Source organism: Pseudomonas sp. NPDC089422, from assembly GCF_044749405.1.
In the GTDB taxonomy this organism is placed as follows: domain Bacteria; phylum Pseudomonadota; class Gammaproteobacteria; order Pseudomonadales; family Pseudomonadaceae; genus Aquipseudomonas.
In genome coordinates this window covers 69,845-86,619 of record NZ_JBIVHW010000001.1, presented here as the reverse complement: position 1 = coordinate 86,619, position 16,775 = coordinate 69,845, and the positions used below count along the sequence as shown (strand labels likewise).

At 65.2% G+C, this 16,775-nt stretch carries 12 protein-coding genes; 5 read left to right on the top strand and 7 right to left on the bottom strand.

Annotation, left to right across the window (positions count from 1 at the left end; genetic code table 11):
- Window positions 1-9 precede the first annotated feature (9 nt).
- Window positions 10-693: a lipoprotein-releasing ABC transporter ATP-binding protein LolD gene (lolD, locus tag ACIPZ8_RS00390; RefSeq protein ID WP_176506135.1), complete on the bottom strand. Its 684-nt coding sequence runs from the start codon at window positions 691-693 to the stop codon at window positions 10-12.
- 7 nt (window positions 694-700) lie between these two features.
- A complete protein-coding gene (locus tag ACIPZ8_RS00385; protein ID WP_400719070.1) occupies window positions 701-1,951 on the bottom strand; it encodes a lipoprotein-releasing ABC transporter permease subunit in 1,251 nt (416 codons plus the stop codon).
- A 93-nt stretch (window positions 1,952-2,044) separates the two neighbouring features.
- Between ACIPZ8_RS00385 and ACIPZ8_RS00380 the strand changes: the two genes are divergently transcribed.
- Both ACIPZ8_RS00380 and ACIPZ8_RS00375 read left to right on the top strand, forming a co-directional pair.
- Window positions 2,045-2,629, top strand: a complete 585-nt coding sequence (locus tag ACIPZ8_RS00380; RefSeq protein ID WP_400719068.1) for a PilZ domain-containing protein — start codon at window positions 2,045-2,047, stop codon at window positions 2,627-2,629.
- A 30-nt stretch (window positions 2,630-2,659) separates the two neighbouring features.
- The gene (locus ACIPZ8_RS00375) at window positions 2,660-3,376 is read left to right on the top strand and encodes a glycerophosphodiester phosphodiesterase (RefSeq protein WP_400719066.1); all 717 of its coding nucleotides are present in this window, start codon (window positions 2,660-2,662) and stop codon (window positions 3,374-3,376) included.
- A 48-nt stretch (window positions 3,377-3,424) separates the two neighbouring features.
- Here ACIPZ8_RS00375 and sthA read toward each other — a convergent pair whose 3' ends face one another.
- The 3 genes from sthA to ACIPZ8_RS00360 form a co-directional block, all read right to left on the bottom strand.
- Window positions 3,425-4,819 carry a Si-specific NAD(P)(+) transhydrogenase gene (gene sthA, locus ACIPZ8_RS00370; protein ID WP_400719064.1) on the bottom strand — a complete coding sequence of 465 codons (1,395 nt, stop codon included), beginning with the start codon at window positions 4,817-4,819 and terminating at the stop codon, window positions 3,425-3,427.
- 202 nt (window positions 4,820-5,021) lie between these two features.
- On the bottom strand, window positions 5,022-6,020 hold the full coding sequence (locus tag ACIPZ8_RS00365; protein ID WP_400719062.1) for an FAD:protein FMN transferase: 999 nt from the start codon (window positions 6,018-6,020) through the stop codon (window positions 5,022-5,024).
- A gap of 178 nt (window positions 6,021-6,198) precedes the next feature.
- Window positions 6,199-7,662: a glyceraldehyde-3-phosphate dehydrogenase gene (locus tag ACIPZ8_RS00360; RefSeq protein WP_159409522.1), complete on the bottom strand. Its 1,464-nt coding sequence runs from the start codon at window positions 7,660-7,662 to the stop codon at window positions 6,199-6,201.
- Window positions 7,663-7,830: 168 nt separating this feature from the next.
- On the opposite strand from ACIPZ8_RS00360, the gene mfd reads away from it, so the two are divergent.
- The 3 genes from mfd to ACIPZ8_RS00345 are packed head-to-tail and all read left to right on the top strand — an operon-like array spanning window position 7,831 to window position 15,175.
- The gene (mfd, locus tag ACIPZ8_RS00355) at window positions 7,831-11,280 is read left to right on the top strand and encodes a transcription-repair coupling factor (protein ID WP_400719061.1); all 3,450 of its coding nucleotides are present in this window, start codon (window positions 7,831-7,833) and stop codon (window positions 11,278-11,280) included.
- Window positions 11,281-11,289: 9 nt separating this feature from the next.
- Window positions 11,290-11,862: a CsiV family protein gene (locus ACIPZ8_RS00350; protein ID WP_400719060.1), complete on the top strand. Its 573-nt coding sequence runs from the start codon at window positions 11,290-11,292 to the stop codon at window positions 11,860-11,862.
- A gap of 4 nt (window positions 11,863-11,866) precedes the next feature.
- Window positions 11,867-15,175: an SNF2-related protein gene (locus ACIPZ8_RS00345; protein ID WP_400719058.1), complete on the top strand. Its 3,309-nt coding sequence runs from the start codon at window positions 11,867-11,869 to the stop codon at window positions 15,173-15,175.
- Between the two features lie 48 nt (window positions 15,176-15,223).
- Here ACIPZ8_RS00345 and nagZ read toward each other — a convergent pair whose 3' ends face one another.
- On the bottom strand, window positions 15,224-16,222 hold the full coding sequence (nagZ, locus tag ACIPZ8_RS00340; protein ID WP_400719716.1) for a beta-N-acetylhexosaminidase: 999 nt from the start codon (window positions 16,220-16,222) through the stop codon (window positions 15,224-15,226).
- A gap of 22 nt (window positions 16,223-16,244) precedes the next feature.
- Window positions 16,245-16,769 (bottom strand): L,D-transpeptidase family protein, encoded by a 525-nt coding sequence (locus tag ACIPZ8_RS00335; RefSeq protein ID WP_400719056.1) that lies wholly within the window; start codon window positions 16,767-16,769, stop codon window positions 16,245-16,247.
- Between the last annotated feature and the right edge of the window lie 6 nt (window positions 16,770-16,775).

Below are 16,775 nucleotides of genomic sequence, written 5' to 3'. Positions count from 1 at the left end.
TGCACTCGGTCAGATCGCCACCAGGTGGCCGTCGTCGAGTTTCAATACGCGGTCCATCTGGCGCGCCAGGTTGAGGTCGTGGGTCACCACCAGGAAGGCGGTGCGCGACGCACTGGACAACTCCTGCATCAGCTCCTGGATACCCTGGGCGGTGTGGTGGTCGAGGTTGCCGGTCGGCTCGTCGAGCATCACCAGGCCTGGGCGGTTGACCAGGGCGCGGGCGATCGCCACCCGCTGGCGCTCGCCACCGGACAGCTCGGCCGGCTTGTGGTGCAGGCGATGGCCCAGGCCCACCCGCTTGAGCAACGCCTCGGCCCGCTCACGGGCCTCCGGAATGGCGGTGCGGCCGATCAGCAGCGGCATGCACACGTTCTCCATGGCAGTGAACTCTGGCAACAGGTGGTGGAACTGGTAGACAAAGCCCAGCTCACGGTTGCGCAGCAGGCCGCGGGCGCGCTCGCCAAGGGCCGACAGCTCTTCGCCGGCCAGCCACACGCTGCCCTGGGTCGGCCGGTCGAGGCCGCCGAGCAGGTTGAGCAAGGTACTCTTGCCGGAACCGGAGCTGCCGACGATGGCCACGCGCTCACCGGCGTGCAGCTCCAGGTTGAGCCCGGACAGTACCTGCACCGACTCCGGCCCCTCGTCGTAGGACTTGCCCAGGTTGCGGCAACTCAGAACGGCTTTATCACTCATGCGCGACTCACTCATAACGTAGCGCCTCTGCAGGCTGGGTGCGGGCCGCACGCCAGGCCGGGTACAGGGTGGCGAAGAAACTCAGGACCAGCGCCGCACCGCAGACCATGTACACGTCCTGGGCCTGGATCTGCGACGGCAGGTAATCGATGAAATACACGTCGGCGTTGAGGAACTTGTGCCCGATCAGCGTCTCGATGCCGGCGATCGCCGCGCTCACGTTCAGCGCGGCGACGATCCCGACCACGGCGCCGATCAGGGTGCCGATCACCCCGATCACCGTGCCCTGGACCATGAAGATCAGCATGATCTGCCCGGGCGTGGCGCCCAGGGTACGCAAGATGGCGATGTCGCCACGCTTGTCGTTGACCACCATCACCAGGGTGGAAATGATGTTGAACGCCGCCACCGCGACGATCAGCAGCAGCAGCAGGCCGATCATGGCCTTTTCCATGCGGATCGCCTGGTACAGGTTGCCGTGGGTACGGGTCCAGTCGCGGCTGTAGTACTCCTGCTCGCCCAGCTGCTGGGCGATGCTCCAGGCTACACGCGGCGCCTGGAACAGGTCGTCGAACTTCAGGCGCAGGCCCTGCACCTGGTCCGGCTTCCAGCGGTGCAGGCGGGACAGGTCGGTGATGTTGGTCAGGCCCAGGTAACCGTCGATCTCGCCAGCGCCAACGTGGAAGGTGCCGACCACGGTGAAGCGCTTCATGCGCGGGAACATGCCGGCCGGGGTCACGCTGACCTCGGGAGCGACGAACGTGAGCTTGTCGCCGATGGCGACGCCCAGCTTGGCCGCGGCCTTGTCGCCGATCATGATGCCCCACTCGCCAGGCGCCAGCTTATCGAGGCTGCCTTGCTGGATGAAGTTGTCGATGATCGACACTTCGCGCTCGCGCGCCGGGTCGATGCCATTGAGCAACACCTTCTGCACCTTGCCGTCGTGGGTCAGCAGGCCCTGCATCTGCGTGTACGGGGCGACCGCCAGCACCTGAGGATTCTGCTTTACTTGTTGGGCAAGGGCAGACCAGTCGTTGATCGGCTGGCCACTCTCCAGCGTGGCGTGGGGGATCATGCCCAGCACGCGGGTACGCATCTCGTGGTCGAAACCGTTCATGACCGAGAGCACCACGATCATCACTACCACGCCCAGGGCGAGGCCGATCATCGAGGTCAGGGAAATGAACGAGACGAAGTGGTTACGGCGCTTGGCACGGGTGTAACGCGTACCGATGAATGCGAAAAGAGGTCTGAACATGTCGGGGCTTGTTCGGATGAAAGGGAACGTCCTTGTGGCGAGGCGCCTACGGCGGCTTTACACTCGGACCACCGCCGCAACCATGGGTTCGCCATGACGACATTAGACGAAGAAGATCGCCGCGAATACTACCGCATCGAAGATCGGATCGCACTGGAAATCAGCCCCCTCAGCGCGGCCGAAGCCCTTGAGGCAGAACTGTTGCAGGATGATTCACCACTGTTCAACCTGCTCAGCGAGCTGCACCTGTCCGACTTCGAGTCGCAGCATCTGCTGCGCCAGCTGAGCGACAAGGACCGTACCCTGGCGGCCTTCCTGCGCGCACAGAACAAGCGCCTCGACCTGCTCAGCGCTGTGGTCGCGCAAACCCTGCTCGGTGAAATCGGCCAACCGCAGCGGGTGATCATTTCCGAAGGCGGCATCGAGTTCGCGCAACCTCGGCAGATCGCCCCCGGCACCCAGGTGAAGGTGAAGATGGTGCTGATGCCGCGTGCCCACGGCCTGCTGCTGCGCGGCAGGGTCACCCACTGCGACCTGCGCCCGGAGGGTGATTTCGGGGTCGGTACGGAATTCACCGACATGACCGATGCCCAACGGCAACTGCTGGCCCGCTACATCCTGCAACGCCAACAGCAGCAACGGCGCCAGCAGCTGGAACAAGACGGCCCCGCCTCCTGAGCCCTATCCCCCTGATTTGAAGGAACGAACGTGACCCTGATCTACGGCCACCGCGGCGCCAAGGGCGAAGCCCCCGAAAATACCCTGAAGAGTTTTCAGCAGTGCCTGTCCCACGGCGTGACTCGCTGCGAACTGGACCTGCACCTGTCGGCCGACAACGAGCTGATGGTGATCCACGACCCTACCCTCAAGCGCACCACCGGCCGACGCGGCAAGGTGGTCGAACACCCGGCCGCCGAGCTGATCAAGATCGATGCCCGCAAGGGCGGCCCGGGCCACGTGCAGCCCTGCCCTATTCCGAAACTCGAAGAGCTGTTCGAGAAGTGCCCGTTCGAGCATTGGCAGCTGGAGGTCAAGAGCGCCTCGCGCACCCGTGCCGCCACCACCGTGCTGGCTATCCGCGAACTGGCCCAGCAATACGGCCTGCTGGACAAGGTCACCATCACCTCAAGCTCACGCGAAGTGCTGAGCGCGGCGCAAGAATTGGTACCGGATGTGAAGCGCGGACTGGTTGCCGAGTACGCCTGGCTCGACCCGTTGAAGGTCGCGCAGAACTATGGCTGCGAAATGCTGGCTTTGAACTGGACACTGTGCACCCCCGAGCGCCTGCTCAAAGCCCAGGCCCAGGGTCTGCATGTGTCGGTGTGGACGGTCAACGAACCGGCACTGATGCGCCGGCTCGCTGACTTTGGCGTGGACAGCCTGATTACAGACTTTCCCGGTTTGGCCAAGACCACCCTCGGGTAGGGCTGAAATCGGTCTCCCCGACCGGCTCAGGCCACCGGCCGGAGCCGCTCAAAAAAGCCGGTTCAGGCCGTCGTAGGCAGCTACCCGATAGGCTTCGGCCATGGTCGGGTAGTTGAACGTGGTGTTGACGAAGTACTTCAGATTGTTCTGCTCGCCCGGCTGGTTCATGATCGCCTGGCCGATGTGAACGATTTCCGAGGCCTGGTAGCCGAAGCAGTGCACGCCGAGGATTTCCAGGGTTTCGCGGTGGAACAGGATCTTCAGCATGCCTTGCGGCTCGCCGGCGATCTGCGCGCGCGCCATACCCTTGAAGAACGCCTTGCCCACTTCGTACGGCACCTTGGCCTGGGTCAGCTCCTGCTCGTTCTTGCCGATCGAGCTGATCTCCGGGATGGTGTAGATGCCGGTCGGCACGTCGTTGACGAAGCGCCAGCTGCCGTTGTCGACGATGCTGCCAGAGGCCGAACGGCCTTGGTCGTGAGCAGCACTGGCCAGGCTCGGCCAGCCGATCACGTCGCCGGCGCCGTAGATGTTCGGCACGCTGGTGCGGTAGGCCTCGTCGACCTCGATCTGGCCACGGCTGTTGACCTTGATGCCGATGTTCTCCAGGCCCAGCTTGTCGGTGTTGCCGGTACGACCGTTGCACCACAGCAGGGCGTCGGCCTTGATCTTCTTGCCCGACTTCAGGTGCAGGATCACCCCGTTTTCCAGGCCTTCGACCCGCTCGTACTCTTCGTTGTGGCGTACGGTGATGTTGTTGTTGCTGAAGTGGTAGCTCAGCGCCTGGGAAATTTCCGAATCCAGGAAGCTCAGCAGCTGGCCGCGGTTGTCGACCAGCTCTACCAGCACGCCAAGGCCGCTGAAGATCGAGGCGTATTCGCAACCGATCACGCCGGCGCCATAGACGATCAGCTTGCGCGGGGTGTGGCTGAGGCTGAGGATGGTGTCGCTGTCGTAGACACGCGGGTGGTGGAAGTCGATGTCGGCCGGGCGGTACGGGCGCGAGCCGGTGGCGATGATGATGTGCTTGGCGTTGAGCTTCTCGACCACGCCATTGGGGCAGACCACTTCGACGGTCTGCTCGTCGGCGAAGCTGCCGGTGCCGAAGAACACATCGACGCGGTTACGGGCGTAGTAGCCGGTGCGCGATGCAACCTGCTTGGCGATGACCTTCTCGGCGCTCTTGAGCACGTCGGGGAAGGAGAACCAGCGCGGCTCACCGATGGCACGGAACATCGGGTTGGTGTTGAACTGCATGATCTGCCGCACCGAGTGACGCAGCGCCTTGGACGGGATGGTGCCCAGGTGGGTGCAGTTGCCGCCGACCTGACGGCGGCTGTCGACCATTGCCACCTTGCGCCCCGCTTTGGCGGCGTTCATTGCCGCGCCTTCACCGGCCGGGCCGGAACCCAGCACCACTACGTCGTAGTTATAGACAGCCATGCGTACTCCTTCAGAACTGGCCCGGGGTTACGGTTACCCGCGGGACTCGATCATGCCGCCTGGGCGTCATGAGAAAATTCGGGTGCAGTCTAATCAAGCGTGAACGCCGCGCACATTAACCCTTGGTCGCGTCGTAGGCCAATTTTGCCTGCACTACATGTCATTCACCGATCCCTGGCGGCGATCATCCCTGCCAACGCTTTCAATCGCCTTTCACCGCCTGATCGAATGCAGGGGTCGCTCGGGAGACGAAGCCACCCTCGGCCCGAGTCACCAAAACCGCAGCCAGATCATGGGCCACGGCGAAGTTCCAACCGCGCTCCGGCCCCAGGATCAACAGCAAGGTCGAATAGCCATCGGCCTGCAGCGCCGAGGCATCGAGCACGGTGGCCGCGGCCAGGTCGTGGTCGACCGGGCGCCCCAGGCGGGCATCGAAGGTGTGTGAATAGCGCCGGCCATTCTCCTCGAAATAGTGGCGATAGTCACCCGAGGTCGACACCCCCAAGCCATTGACCGCAATGATCTGGCGGGCGATCTGATGGTCTTCGCGGGGCAGTTCCAGGGCGATGCGCCAGGGGCTGCCATCGGGCTTGCGGCCCACGGCCTTGAGCTCGCCGGTGGCTTCGGCGACGAAACTGGCCACGCCCATGGCGCGCAGGCGCTCGGCGATCAGGTCGACGGCATGGCCAGCGGCGATACTGTTGAAGTCCAGTTGTACCGGGGCGTCCTTGCACAGTGCCTGGCCATCGATGCGCAGGTGGCGATAACCGACGCGCTGGCGGGCCTGGGCCAGCGCCTGCGGGTCGGGCACCTGCTCGTGACGGGCCTGCGGACCGAAGCCCCAGAGGTCGAGCAGCGGCTCGACGGTGAGGTCGAAAGCACCGTCACTCAGTTCGGCCAGGTGCTGGCCGAAGGCGACCAGTTCGAGCATGTCGGGCGGCAAGGCCATGCACTGGTTGGCGGGCAGCAGGTTGAACTGGCTGACTGTGGAGTCGCCGCGGTAGGTCGAGTAATGCTGATCGATATCGTTGAGGATAGCCTCGACCGCCGCCTGGACCTGAGCCGGCGCCGGGCCGCCGGGGTCGCGAACGTACTGGATGCTGTAGCTGCTGCCCATGGTCGGGCCGCCCAGGCGCTCCAGGGTCGGGCCCTGGTTGCAGGCAGTCAGGAGCATCAGAATGAACAGGAGGGCTGTGCGCAAGGGTCGGGTTCTCGGTTGCCTGTGCTGGCCTCATCGCGGATAAATCCGCTCCTACAGGATATGCACCGATTGTGTAGGAGCGGATTTATCCGCGATGAGGCCAGTACAGACAACACAAAATCTGGATAAAAAAACGGGAACCCGAAGGTTCCCGTTTTTTCATGCGCTTACAAGCGAATCAGCGTGGAAACGCTGGCGGGTTCACACCCGACATCTCTTCCATCACGCGAACGACCTGGCAGCTGTAGCCGAATTCGTTGTCGTACCAGACGTACAGGACAACGCGGTTGTCGTTGGCGATGGTCGCCTCGGCATCCACCACACCGGCGTGGCGCGAACCGACGAAGTCGGTCGAAACCACTTCCTGCGAGCTGACGTAGTCGATCTGCTTGTGCAGTTCCGAGTGCATGGCGGTCTGGCGCAGGTACTCGTTGATCTCGTCGCGGGTGGTCGGCTTCTCGAGGTTCAGGTTGAGAATGGCCATCGAAACGTTCGGCGTCGGAACGCGAATGGCGTTGCCGGTCAGCTTGCCTTTGAGCACTGGCAGTGCCTTGGCGGCAGCGGTAGCGGCGCCGGTTTCGGTGATGACCATGTTCAGCGGCGCGGCACGGCCACGGCGGCTGCCCTTGTGGAAGTTGTCGATCAGGTTCTGGTCGTTGGTGAACGAGTGAACGGTTTCGACGTGGCCGTTGACGATGCCGTACTGGTCGTTGATGGCCTTGAGCACCGGCACGATGGCGTTGGTGGTGCAGGACGCTGCCGAGATGATCTTGTCATCGGCAGTGATGTCACCGTGGTTGATACCGTGCACGATGTTCTTCAGCGCGCCCTTGCCAGGCGCGGTGAGGATCACGCGGGCGGCGCCCGGGCAGGCCAGGTGCTGGCCCAGGCCGTCGGCATCACGCCATACGCCGGTGTTGTCGACGATCAGCGCGTTGTCGATGCCGTACTGGGTGTAGTCGACTTCGCTCGGGCTCTTGGCGTAGATGATCTGGATCAGGTTGCCGTTGGCAGTGAGGGTGTTGTTGGCTTCGTCGATGGTGATGGTGCCATCGAACGGGCCGTGCACCGAGTCACGGCGCAGCAGGCTGGCACGCTTGACCAGGTCGTTCTCGGCGCCTTTGCGCACGACGATGGCACGCAGGCGCAGGCCGTCGCCGCCACCGGTCTTCTCGATCAGGATGCGCGCCAGCAGGCGGCCGATGCGGCCGAAGCCGTACAGGACGACGTCGGTGCCCTTGCGGGCCGATGCGTTCTGCTGGCCAACCACGTCGGCCAGCTCTTCACGGACGAACTGCTCGGCAGTACGGCCATTGCCTTCCTGCTTGAACTTGTTGGCCAGCTTGCCCAGGTCGACCGAAGCGGCGCCCAGTTTCAGCTCGCTCATGGCCTTGAGCAGGGGGAATGTCTCGTGTACGGACAGTTCGGTCTCGTCGGTCTGACGGTGACGCGCAAAGCGGTGGGCTTTGAGGATCGAGATAACCGAACGGTTGATCAGGCTACGGCCATAAATCGAGCTCACCACGTTGTTGTTGCGGTAGAGCTGACCGATAAGCGGGATCATCGCTTCAGCCAGAGCTTCACGATCAATCCACTCACCAAGACACTGGTCGGGCTTCTGAGTCACGGGAACCTTCCACATGTAGGGACAGAAAAAAGGGGCTACATTATGACGCCCCTGCGCGTAACCGGCAATGAGCGCCTGTCGCCGATGGCAAAGCCCGCTGTTCATGGCCTGCGAAGCCTGACAGCAGGCACTGTCACCGGTACAATCGATCTCTTTGCCGCAACGCTTGGAGTGCAATCTCCCGTGTCAGTTCTGCGCCTACCGCAAATGTCGGCCACGGCCGGCAAACAAACCTGGGGCAACCTGCCCGGTGCCGCCCTCAGCCTGGCCATCGCCGAGGCCGCCAGCAGCGCGGGCCGCTTCACCCTGCTGCTGACCGCCGACAGCCAGGCGGCCGATCGTCTGGAACAGGAACTTCGTTTCTTTGCCCCGGACCTGCCGGTGCTGCCGTTCCCCGATTGGGAAACCCTGCCCTACGACCTGTTCTCGCCGCATCAGGACATCATTTCCCAGCGTATCGCCAGCCTCTACCGGCTGCCGGAGCTGAGCCACGGCATTCTTGTAGTGCCGATCACCACCGCCCTGCACCGCCTGGCGCCCACGCGCTTCCTGCTGGGCAGCAGCCTGGTGCTGGACGTGGGCCAGACCATCGATGTCGAACAGATGCGCACGCGCCTGGAAGCCACCGGCTACCGCTGCGTCGACACGGTCTACGAGCATGGCGAGTTCGCCGTGCGTGGCGCCCTGATCGACCTGTTCCCGATGGGCAGCAAGCTGCCCTATCGCATCGACCTGTTCGATGACGAGATCGAGACCCTGCGCACCTTCGACCCGGAGACCCAGCGCTCGATCGACAAGGTCGACTCGATCCGCCTGCTGCCGGCGCGCGAATTCCCGATGCAGAAGGAAGAGGTGACCCGCTTCAAGGCGCGCTTCCGTGAGCGCTTCGATGTCGACTTCCGCCGCAGCGCGATCTTCCAGGACCTGGCCAGCGGCATCATTCCCGCCGGCATCGAGTACTACCTGCCGCTGTTCTTCGAAGAAACCTCGACCCTGTTCGACTATCTGCCCGCCGACACCCAGGTGTTCTCGCTGCCGGGCGTCGAGCAGGCGGCCGAGCACTTCTGGAACGACGTGCGCGGGCGCTATGAAGAACGCCGTGGCGACCTGACCCGCCCACTGCTGCCGCCCGCCGAACTGTTCCTGCCCGTGGAAGACTGCTTCGCCCAGCTCAAGCAGTGGCCACGGGTGGTGGTCAGCGCCGACGACATCGAAGCCGGTGCCGGCCGCGAGCGCTTCCCGGCACGCGCCCTGCCCAACCTGGCCATCGAAGCCAAGGCCAACCAGCCGCTGGCGGCGCTGGCCGAGTTCCTCGACCAGTTCAGCGGCCGCGTGTTGTTCACCGCTGAATCGGCGGGCCGCCGCGAGGTGCTGCTGGAGCTGCTCGAGCGCCTCAAGCTGCGCCCGCAGACGGTCGACAGCTGGGCCGACTTCATTACCGGCCGCGAGCGCCTGGCGATCACCATCGCCCCGCTCGACGACGGCCTGCTGCTGGACGATCCGGCCGTCGCCCTGGTCGCCGAAAGCCCGCTGTTCGGCCAGCGCGTGATGCAGCGCCGACGCCGCGAAAAGCGCGGCGAGGCCGCCAACGACGCGGTCATCAAGAACCTCACCGAGCTGCGCGAAGGCGCGCCGGTCGTGCACATCGACCATGGCGTGGGCCGCTACCTGGGCCTGGCTACCCTGGAGATCGACGGCCAGGCCGCCGAATTCCTCACCCTGGAATACGCCGAGGGCGCCAAGCTGTATGTGCCGGTGGCCAACCTGCACCTGATCGCCCGCTACACCGGCAGCGATGACGCCCTGGCGCCGCTGCACCGGCTGGGCTCCGAAGCCTGGCAGAAAGCCAAGCGCAAGGCCGCCGAACAGGTCCGCGACGTGGCTGCCGAGCTGCTCGACATCTATGCTCGCCGCGCCGCGCGCAAGGGCTATGCGTTTGCCGACCCGGCTGCCGACTATGCCACCTTCAGCGCAGGCTTCCCGTTCGAGGAAACCCCCGACCAGCAAGCGGCCATCGAGGCGGTGCGGGTCGACATGCTGGCACCCAAGCCGATGGACCGCCTGGTGTGCGGCGATGTCGGCTTCGGCAAGACCGAAGTGGCCATGCGCGCCGCCTTCATCGCCGTGCACAGCGGCCGCCAGGTGGCGGTGCTGGTGCCGACCACCCTGCTCGCCCAGCAGCACTACAACAGCTTCCGCGACCGCTTCGCCGAATGGCCGGTGAAGGTCGAGGTGATGAGCCGCTTCAAGTCGGCCAAAGAAGTGGCCGCTGCGGCCGCCGACCTCGCCGAAGGCAAGATCGACATCCTCATCGGCACCCACAAGCTGCTGCAGGATGACGTGCGCTTCAAGGACCTGGGCCTGGCCATCATCGACGAGGAACACCGTTTCGGCGTGCGCCAGAAGGAGCAGCTCAAGGCCCTGCGCAGCGAAGTGGACATCCTCACCCTGACCGCCACGCCGATCCCGCGCACGCTGAACATGGCGGTGGCGGGCATGCGCGACCTGTCGATCATCGCCACCCCGCCGGCGCGGCGCCTGTCGGTGCGCACCTTCGTCATGGAGCAGAACAAGAGCACGGTCAAGGAAGCGCTGCTGCGTGAGCTGCTGCGCGGCGGCCAGGTGTACTACCTGCACAACGATGTGAAGACCATCGAGAAGTGCGCCGCCGAGCTGGCCGAGCTGGTTCCGGAAGCGCGTATCGGGATCGGCCACGGGCAGATGCGTGAGCGCGAACTGGAACAGGTGATGAGCGACTTCTACCACAAGCGCTTCAACGTGCTGATCGCCTCGACCATCATCGAGACCGGCATCGACGTGCCCAGTGCCAACACCATCGTCATCGAGCGCGCCGACAAGTTCGGCCTGGCCCAGCTGCACCAGCTGCGCGGCCGGGTTGGCCGCAGCCACCACCAGGCCTACGCCTACCTGCTGACGCCGCAGCGGCAGAAGATCAGCGCCGACGCCGAAAAGCGCCTGGAGGCCATCGCCAACACCCAGGACCTCGGGGCCGGTTTCGTGCTGGCCACCAACGACCTGGAAATCCGCGGTGCCGGCGAGCTGCTTGGCGAAGGCCAGAGCGGGCAGATCCAGGCGGTGGGCTTCACCCTTTACATGGAAATGCTCGAACGTGCGGTCAAGGCCATCCGCAAGGGTACCCAGCCAAACCTCGAGCAGCCGCTGGGTGGCGGCCCGGAAATCAACCTGCGCCTGCCGGCGCTGATCCCCGAGGACTACCTGCCCGACGTGCATGCCCGCCTGATCCTCTACAAGCGCATCGCCTCGGCGGCCGACGAAGAAGGCCTCAAGGACCTGCAGGTAGAGATGATCGACCGCTTCGGCCTGCTGCCCGAGCCGACCAAGAACCTGATGCGCCTGACCCAGCTCAAGCTGCAGGCGGAAACCCTCGGCATCAAGAAGGTCGACGCCGGCCCCAACGGCGGCAAGCTCGAATTCGAGGCCGAAACCCCAGTCGATCCGCTGACCCTGATCAAGCTGATCCAGGGCCAGCCCAAACGCTACAAGTTCGAGGGCGCGACGCAGTTCCGTTTCCTGGTACCGATGGAACGCCCCGAAGAACGCTTCAATACCCTGGAGGCGCTGTTCGAGCGCCTGACCCCACAGCCTGCCTAAGGAAGATCCATGCGTGCCATCCGTTGCCTGACCCTGCTGCTCGCGCTGTTCGCGCCAGCCGCCTTTGCCGAAGGGATGTATCAGGTGGAAATGATCCTGGTGCGGCAGAACAGCGTGCCTGCCTTCACCAGCCCGTTCGCCCCGGAAGACTGGAGCGCAGGCGCCCCGCGCCTGGACAAGGGCGCCGAACGCCCGCTGGCCCTGCAGGACGAGGCCACCCGGCTGGAGGCCACCGCCGACTACACCGTGCTGCTGCACAAGGCCTGGCAGCAGCCGGTCAGCAACGACACAAGCCGCATCGCCCTGGGCGCCGGCAACGAGCAGTTCGGCCACTTCCCCATCGAGGGCAACCTGGGCATCACCGCCGGCCGCTTTATCGCCGTGGAGGCCAACTTCTGGGTCAACCAGCTCGACAACAACGGTAACGTGCTGCAAAGCGAGCAGTTCAAGCAGAGCAACAGCAACATGAAAGGCGGCCAGCTGACCTTCCTTGATGGCGGCCACCTGGCGCTGCTGCTGAAGGTCACGCCACCGGGCACGCCGAAAATGCCCGTGATGGACCCGGAGATGATGGAGCAGTGATTCAATGACCCGCGACGCTCACCAGTTGCTGCGCGAGTACCCGAACTGGACCCAGTCGTTCACCGACCCGGTTCTGCAGCGCGGCGAGCGTTACGCCCGGGAAGACCGGGTGGAAATCGAACACTGCAGCGGCCCGCTCATCGAAGCTACCTGTCGTGGCAGCGAAGGCAGCCCCTATCGGCAGAAGATCACCCTCACTGCCCTGGCTGGCCGCTGCCACGTACGCGGCCAGTGCAGCTGCCCGGTGGGGCAGAACTGCAAGCATTGCGCCGCCGCATTGTTCGTTTTGAGCGAACCGCAGCCAGCGCCGAAAGATGGCGGTGACGCACTGCCGGCCGACCTGCAGCGCTGGCTGAAAGGCCTCGAGCAACCCGCGCAGGCGCCCCCCGACGCGCAAGACAAACGCGGGCGCATGGTCTGCTACCAGCTCAGGCTGACCGAAGAACCCGGCTGCGCGCTGCGGGTACGCAAAGGCATGCGCGAAGAGCAGGGCCTGCGCTACAGCCGCGTGCAGTCACTGTACGAATTCCTTTACGAGCCCCCGCGCTTCGTCAAGGAAGAAGACATCCGCATCCTGCGCCTGCTCTCGGCACTGAATCAGACCGGTAGCCAGGACCGCGGCTACCAGCTCAGAGGCCAGGAAGGCGGCGAACTGTTCCAGCGCGCGCTGGATACCGGGCGCATGCTGTGCGACGAGAACAAGCCGCTGCTGCGCGAGGGGCCTGCGCTTGCGGCCGAATTCCGCTGGGTGCGGCTGGATAATGGTCACTATCGCGGCATCTGGTATCACGGCGAAACACCGCTGAGCTGTGTGATTGCGCTACTGCCACTTTATTATTTCGATTTTTCGAGCAGTGAAGTGGGCAAGATCGAGCACAGCCTCGATCCACACATTGCCCTGCAACTGACCATCGCTCCTGATGTCCCGGAACACCTCGTCGTGCCTCTCAGCCACAAGCTCAACGCCTTGAACCACCAACTCCCCACGCCGACAACGCTGGACGAACAACTCATCGACGATCTGCAGCCCAGGCCACACCTGACCCTCGGCAGCCTCGAATTCAGCGCCTACATGCCCAAGACCGGGCGCATGCAACGGCAGATGCAGCACCGCGCCGCGCTGGCGTTCGATTACGACGGCCTGCGCGCCAGCGGCAGCGACGACAAGCCTTTGACCCGCCTGGTCGACGCCACCAGCCAGCGCGTCCGCCGCCAGCCCCAGGCCGAGCAGGCGCTGCGCAAGATGCTGCGCGACCTCGGTTTCAAGCCCGCCACCCGGCAGAGCAAGGCCCTGCCCGACAGTGCTGGCGAAATGCTCCAGCTGCCCGACGACGAAGCCTGGTTGCGCTTCGCCCGCGACGGCCTGCCACGCTTGCGTGAGGCTGGCTGGGACATCGACATCCACCGCGATTTCGCCTTCAACCTGCAGGACGTGGACGACTGGTACGCCAGCATCGACGAGGCGCCAGGGCATGAATGGTTCGACCTGGAACTGGGCATCGTGGTCGAAGGCCAGCGTCACAGCCTGCTGCCGATCGTGCTGCAACTGCTGCGCAGCAACCCCGAGCTGCTGCGCCCCAGCGAGCTGGCACGGCGCAGCGACGACGAGCACCTGCTGATCGACCTCAACCGCGGCCGCCTGGACAGCCCGGCGCTGCGCGTCGCCCTGCCCTACGGCCGCATCAAGGCGGTGATGGGCACCCTAGGCGAGCTGTACCTGCACGAGGATGCGGTCGGCCCGACCCTGCGCATGGACCGCGCCGACGCCGCACGCCTGAACGACATCGAGCACCTGCCGCTGCACTGGGAAGGCGGCGCCCATGTGCGCGACCTCGGCCGGCGCCTGCGCGATGCCCGCGACCTGCAGGTCGAAGTGCCGAGCGGGCTCAACGCCACCTTGCGGCCCTACCAGCAGCAGGGCCTGAACTGGCTGCAGGCGCTGCGCGAAATGGGCACCGGCGGCATCCTCGGCGACGACATGGGCCTGGGCAAGACCCTGCAGGCCCTGGCTCACCTGCTGCTGGAAAAACAGTCCGGGCGCCTGAGTTCTCCGGCACTGGCGGTGATGCCCACCAGCCTGGTGCCCAACTGGCTCGACGAAGCCCGACGTTTCGCCCCCGACCTGCGCGTACTGGCCCTGCACGGCCCGGGTCGCAGCAAGCACTTCGCCAAGCTGCACGAATACGACCTGGTGCTCAGCACCTATGCCCTGGTACCACGCGACCTGGAACACCTGCGCGCGCAAACCTGGCATGTGCTGGTGCTGGACGAGGCGCAGAACATCAAGAGCAGCACCAGCAAGGCCGCCCTCGCCGTCTGCGAGCTGCAGGCCAACCAGCGCTTGTGCCTGACCGGCACGCCAATGGAAAACAACCTGGGGGAGCTGTGGTCGATCTTCCACTTCCTCATGCCCGGCTGGCTGGGTGACGTGAAACGCTTCAACCAGGATTACCGCACCCCGATCGAACGCCACACCGACACCGAGCGCCTGGCCCACCTGGTCAGCCGGGTGCGCCCGTTCCTGCTGCGCCGCACCAAGGAACAGGTGGCCACCGAGCTGCCGGCCAAGACCGAAATGGTTCACTGGGTCGAGCTCAGTGACGCCCAGCGCGACACCTACGAGGCGGTGCGCGTGGCAATGGACAAGAAGGTCCGCGACGAAATCGCCCGCAATGGTGCGGCGCGCAGCCAGATCGTGATCCTCGACGCCTTGCTCAAGCTGCGCCAGGTGTGCTGCGACCTGCGCCTGGTCAAAGGGGTCGAGACCAAGGGCAGCCAGGCCGACAAGGGCAAGCTCGGCGCGCTGCTGGAGATGCTCGAAGAGCTGCTCAGCGAGGGGCGCCGGGTCCTGCTGTTCTCGCAGTTCACCTCGATGCTGGCACTGATCGAGCAGGAGCTGGAAAAGCGCAAGATCCGCTACAGCCTGCTCACCGGTGACACCCGCGACCGGCGCACACCGGTGCAGCAGTTCCAGCAGGGCGACAGCGAAGTGTTCCTGATCAGCCTCAAGGCTGGAGGCGTGGGGCTGAACCTGACCGCTGCGGACACCGTGATCCACTTCGACCCGTGGTGGAACCCGGCCAGCGAGAACCAGGCGACCGACCGCGCCTACCGGATCGGCCAGGACAAGCCGGTGTTCGTGTTCAAGTTGATTACCCGGGGGACGGTGGAAGAGAAAATCCAGGCGCTGCAGCAGGAGAAAGCGGCGCTGGCGGCAAGCCTGCTCGATGGTGGGCAGACGGGGCAGTGGCGGCTGGGTGATGATGAGATCGACGCACTGTTTGCGCCGCTGCCTGGCAAGCGAGCCCGATAGCCTGTACCGGCCTCTTCACGGGACAAGCCCGCGAAGAGGCCAGCACAGTCAATCGACCAGCTGTGCGTCCTTCAAGGCCCCCAGGGCCTCCAGCCAACGCGGCTGCTGGCGATAATCGGTACGCGCAAAGCCACGCCCACGCATCTGCGCAATACGCGGCGACGGCGTGACCTTCAAGCGCTGTGCTGCGGTCAATGCCAGTTCGGCCGCCGCCCGGTCGTTGCACACCAGGCCCATGTCACAACCGGCGCTCAGCGCCGCCTCGATGCGATTGGCGGCATCACCGACCACATGCGCACCGGCCATGGACAGGTCGTCACTGAAGATCACCCCGTCGAAGCCCAGCTCGCCGCGCAGGATGTCCTGCAGCCAGCGCCGCGAGAACCCGGCCGGCTGGTTGTCGACCTGCGGGTAGATGACATGCGCCGGCATCACCGCCGCCAGTTGCCCGCTGAGGCGGGAGAACGGCACCAGGTCCGCCTGGCGCAGCTGCTCGAGGCTGCGCTCGTCGGTAGGAATCGCCACGTGAGAATCCGCCTCGGCCCAGCCATGCCCCGGGAAGTGCTTGCCGCAGGCCGCCATGCCCGCGGCATTCATGCCGCGAATGAACGCGCCGGCCAGCTGCGTGGCGCGCTCAGGGTTGCCCTCGAAGGCACGGCTGCCAACCACCGCGCTGCGCTGGTGATCGAGGTCGAGCACCGGAGCGAAGCTGAGGTCCAGGCCGACCGCCAGCACTTCGGTCGCCATCAGCCAGCCGCACTGCTCGGCCAGGTACTCGGCATTGGCATTGTCGGCGATCGCGCGCATCGCCGGCAGGCGCACGAAGCCCTGGCGCAGGCGCTGTACCCGCCCGCCTTCCTGGTCGACCGCCAGGATCAGGTCGGGGCGGATCGCGCGGATCGATGCGCACAGCTCGCGCACCTGGCGCGGGCTGTCGATGTTGCGGGCAAATATGATCAGGCCGGCCACTTCCGGCTGGCGCAGGAGCTGGCGATCCTCGGCAGTCAGCCATTTACCGGCGATATCCACCATCAGGGAGCCTTGCAGGCTGGCGGTCATAGGCAATCCTTCATTGCAGATTCAGTGAAGCCCACTGGGGGCAGGCGGCCTCGTCGATACGCACCGGGCAATGCGCCGGAACGCGCTCGAACAGGCCAAGCAGATCGGTGTTGCGCAAACGTATGCAGCCATGGGACAGCGGCACGCCCAAGGGTTCCGTATCCGGAGTGCCGTGCAGATAGATGTAGCGGCGAAAGGTGTCAACATTGCCCAGGCGGTTGATGCCCGGCTCACAGCCACTGAGCCAGAGGATGCGGGTCAGGATCCAGTCACGCCCGGGATGCTGCGCGTGCAGCGCCGGCGACCAGACCTCGCCGGTCCAGCGCCGGCCTTGCAGCACGGCATTGACCGGCAAGCCCGCGCCGACCCGTGCACGCACCTGGTGCAGCCCGCGCGGCGTACAACCCGAGCCGATACGCTCACCCGCGCCATTGCGCGCAGTGGATACCGCGAGGCGCACGCGCAGCTGGCCCTGGGCAAAGCCGTAGAGGCGCTGGTCGGCAAGGGAGATGTGCAGGAAATCGAGGTCAGGCATGGGCGC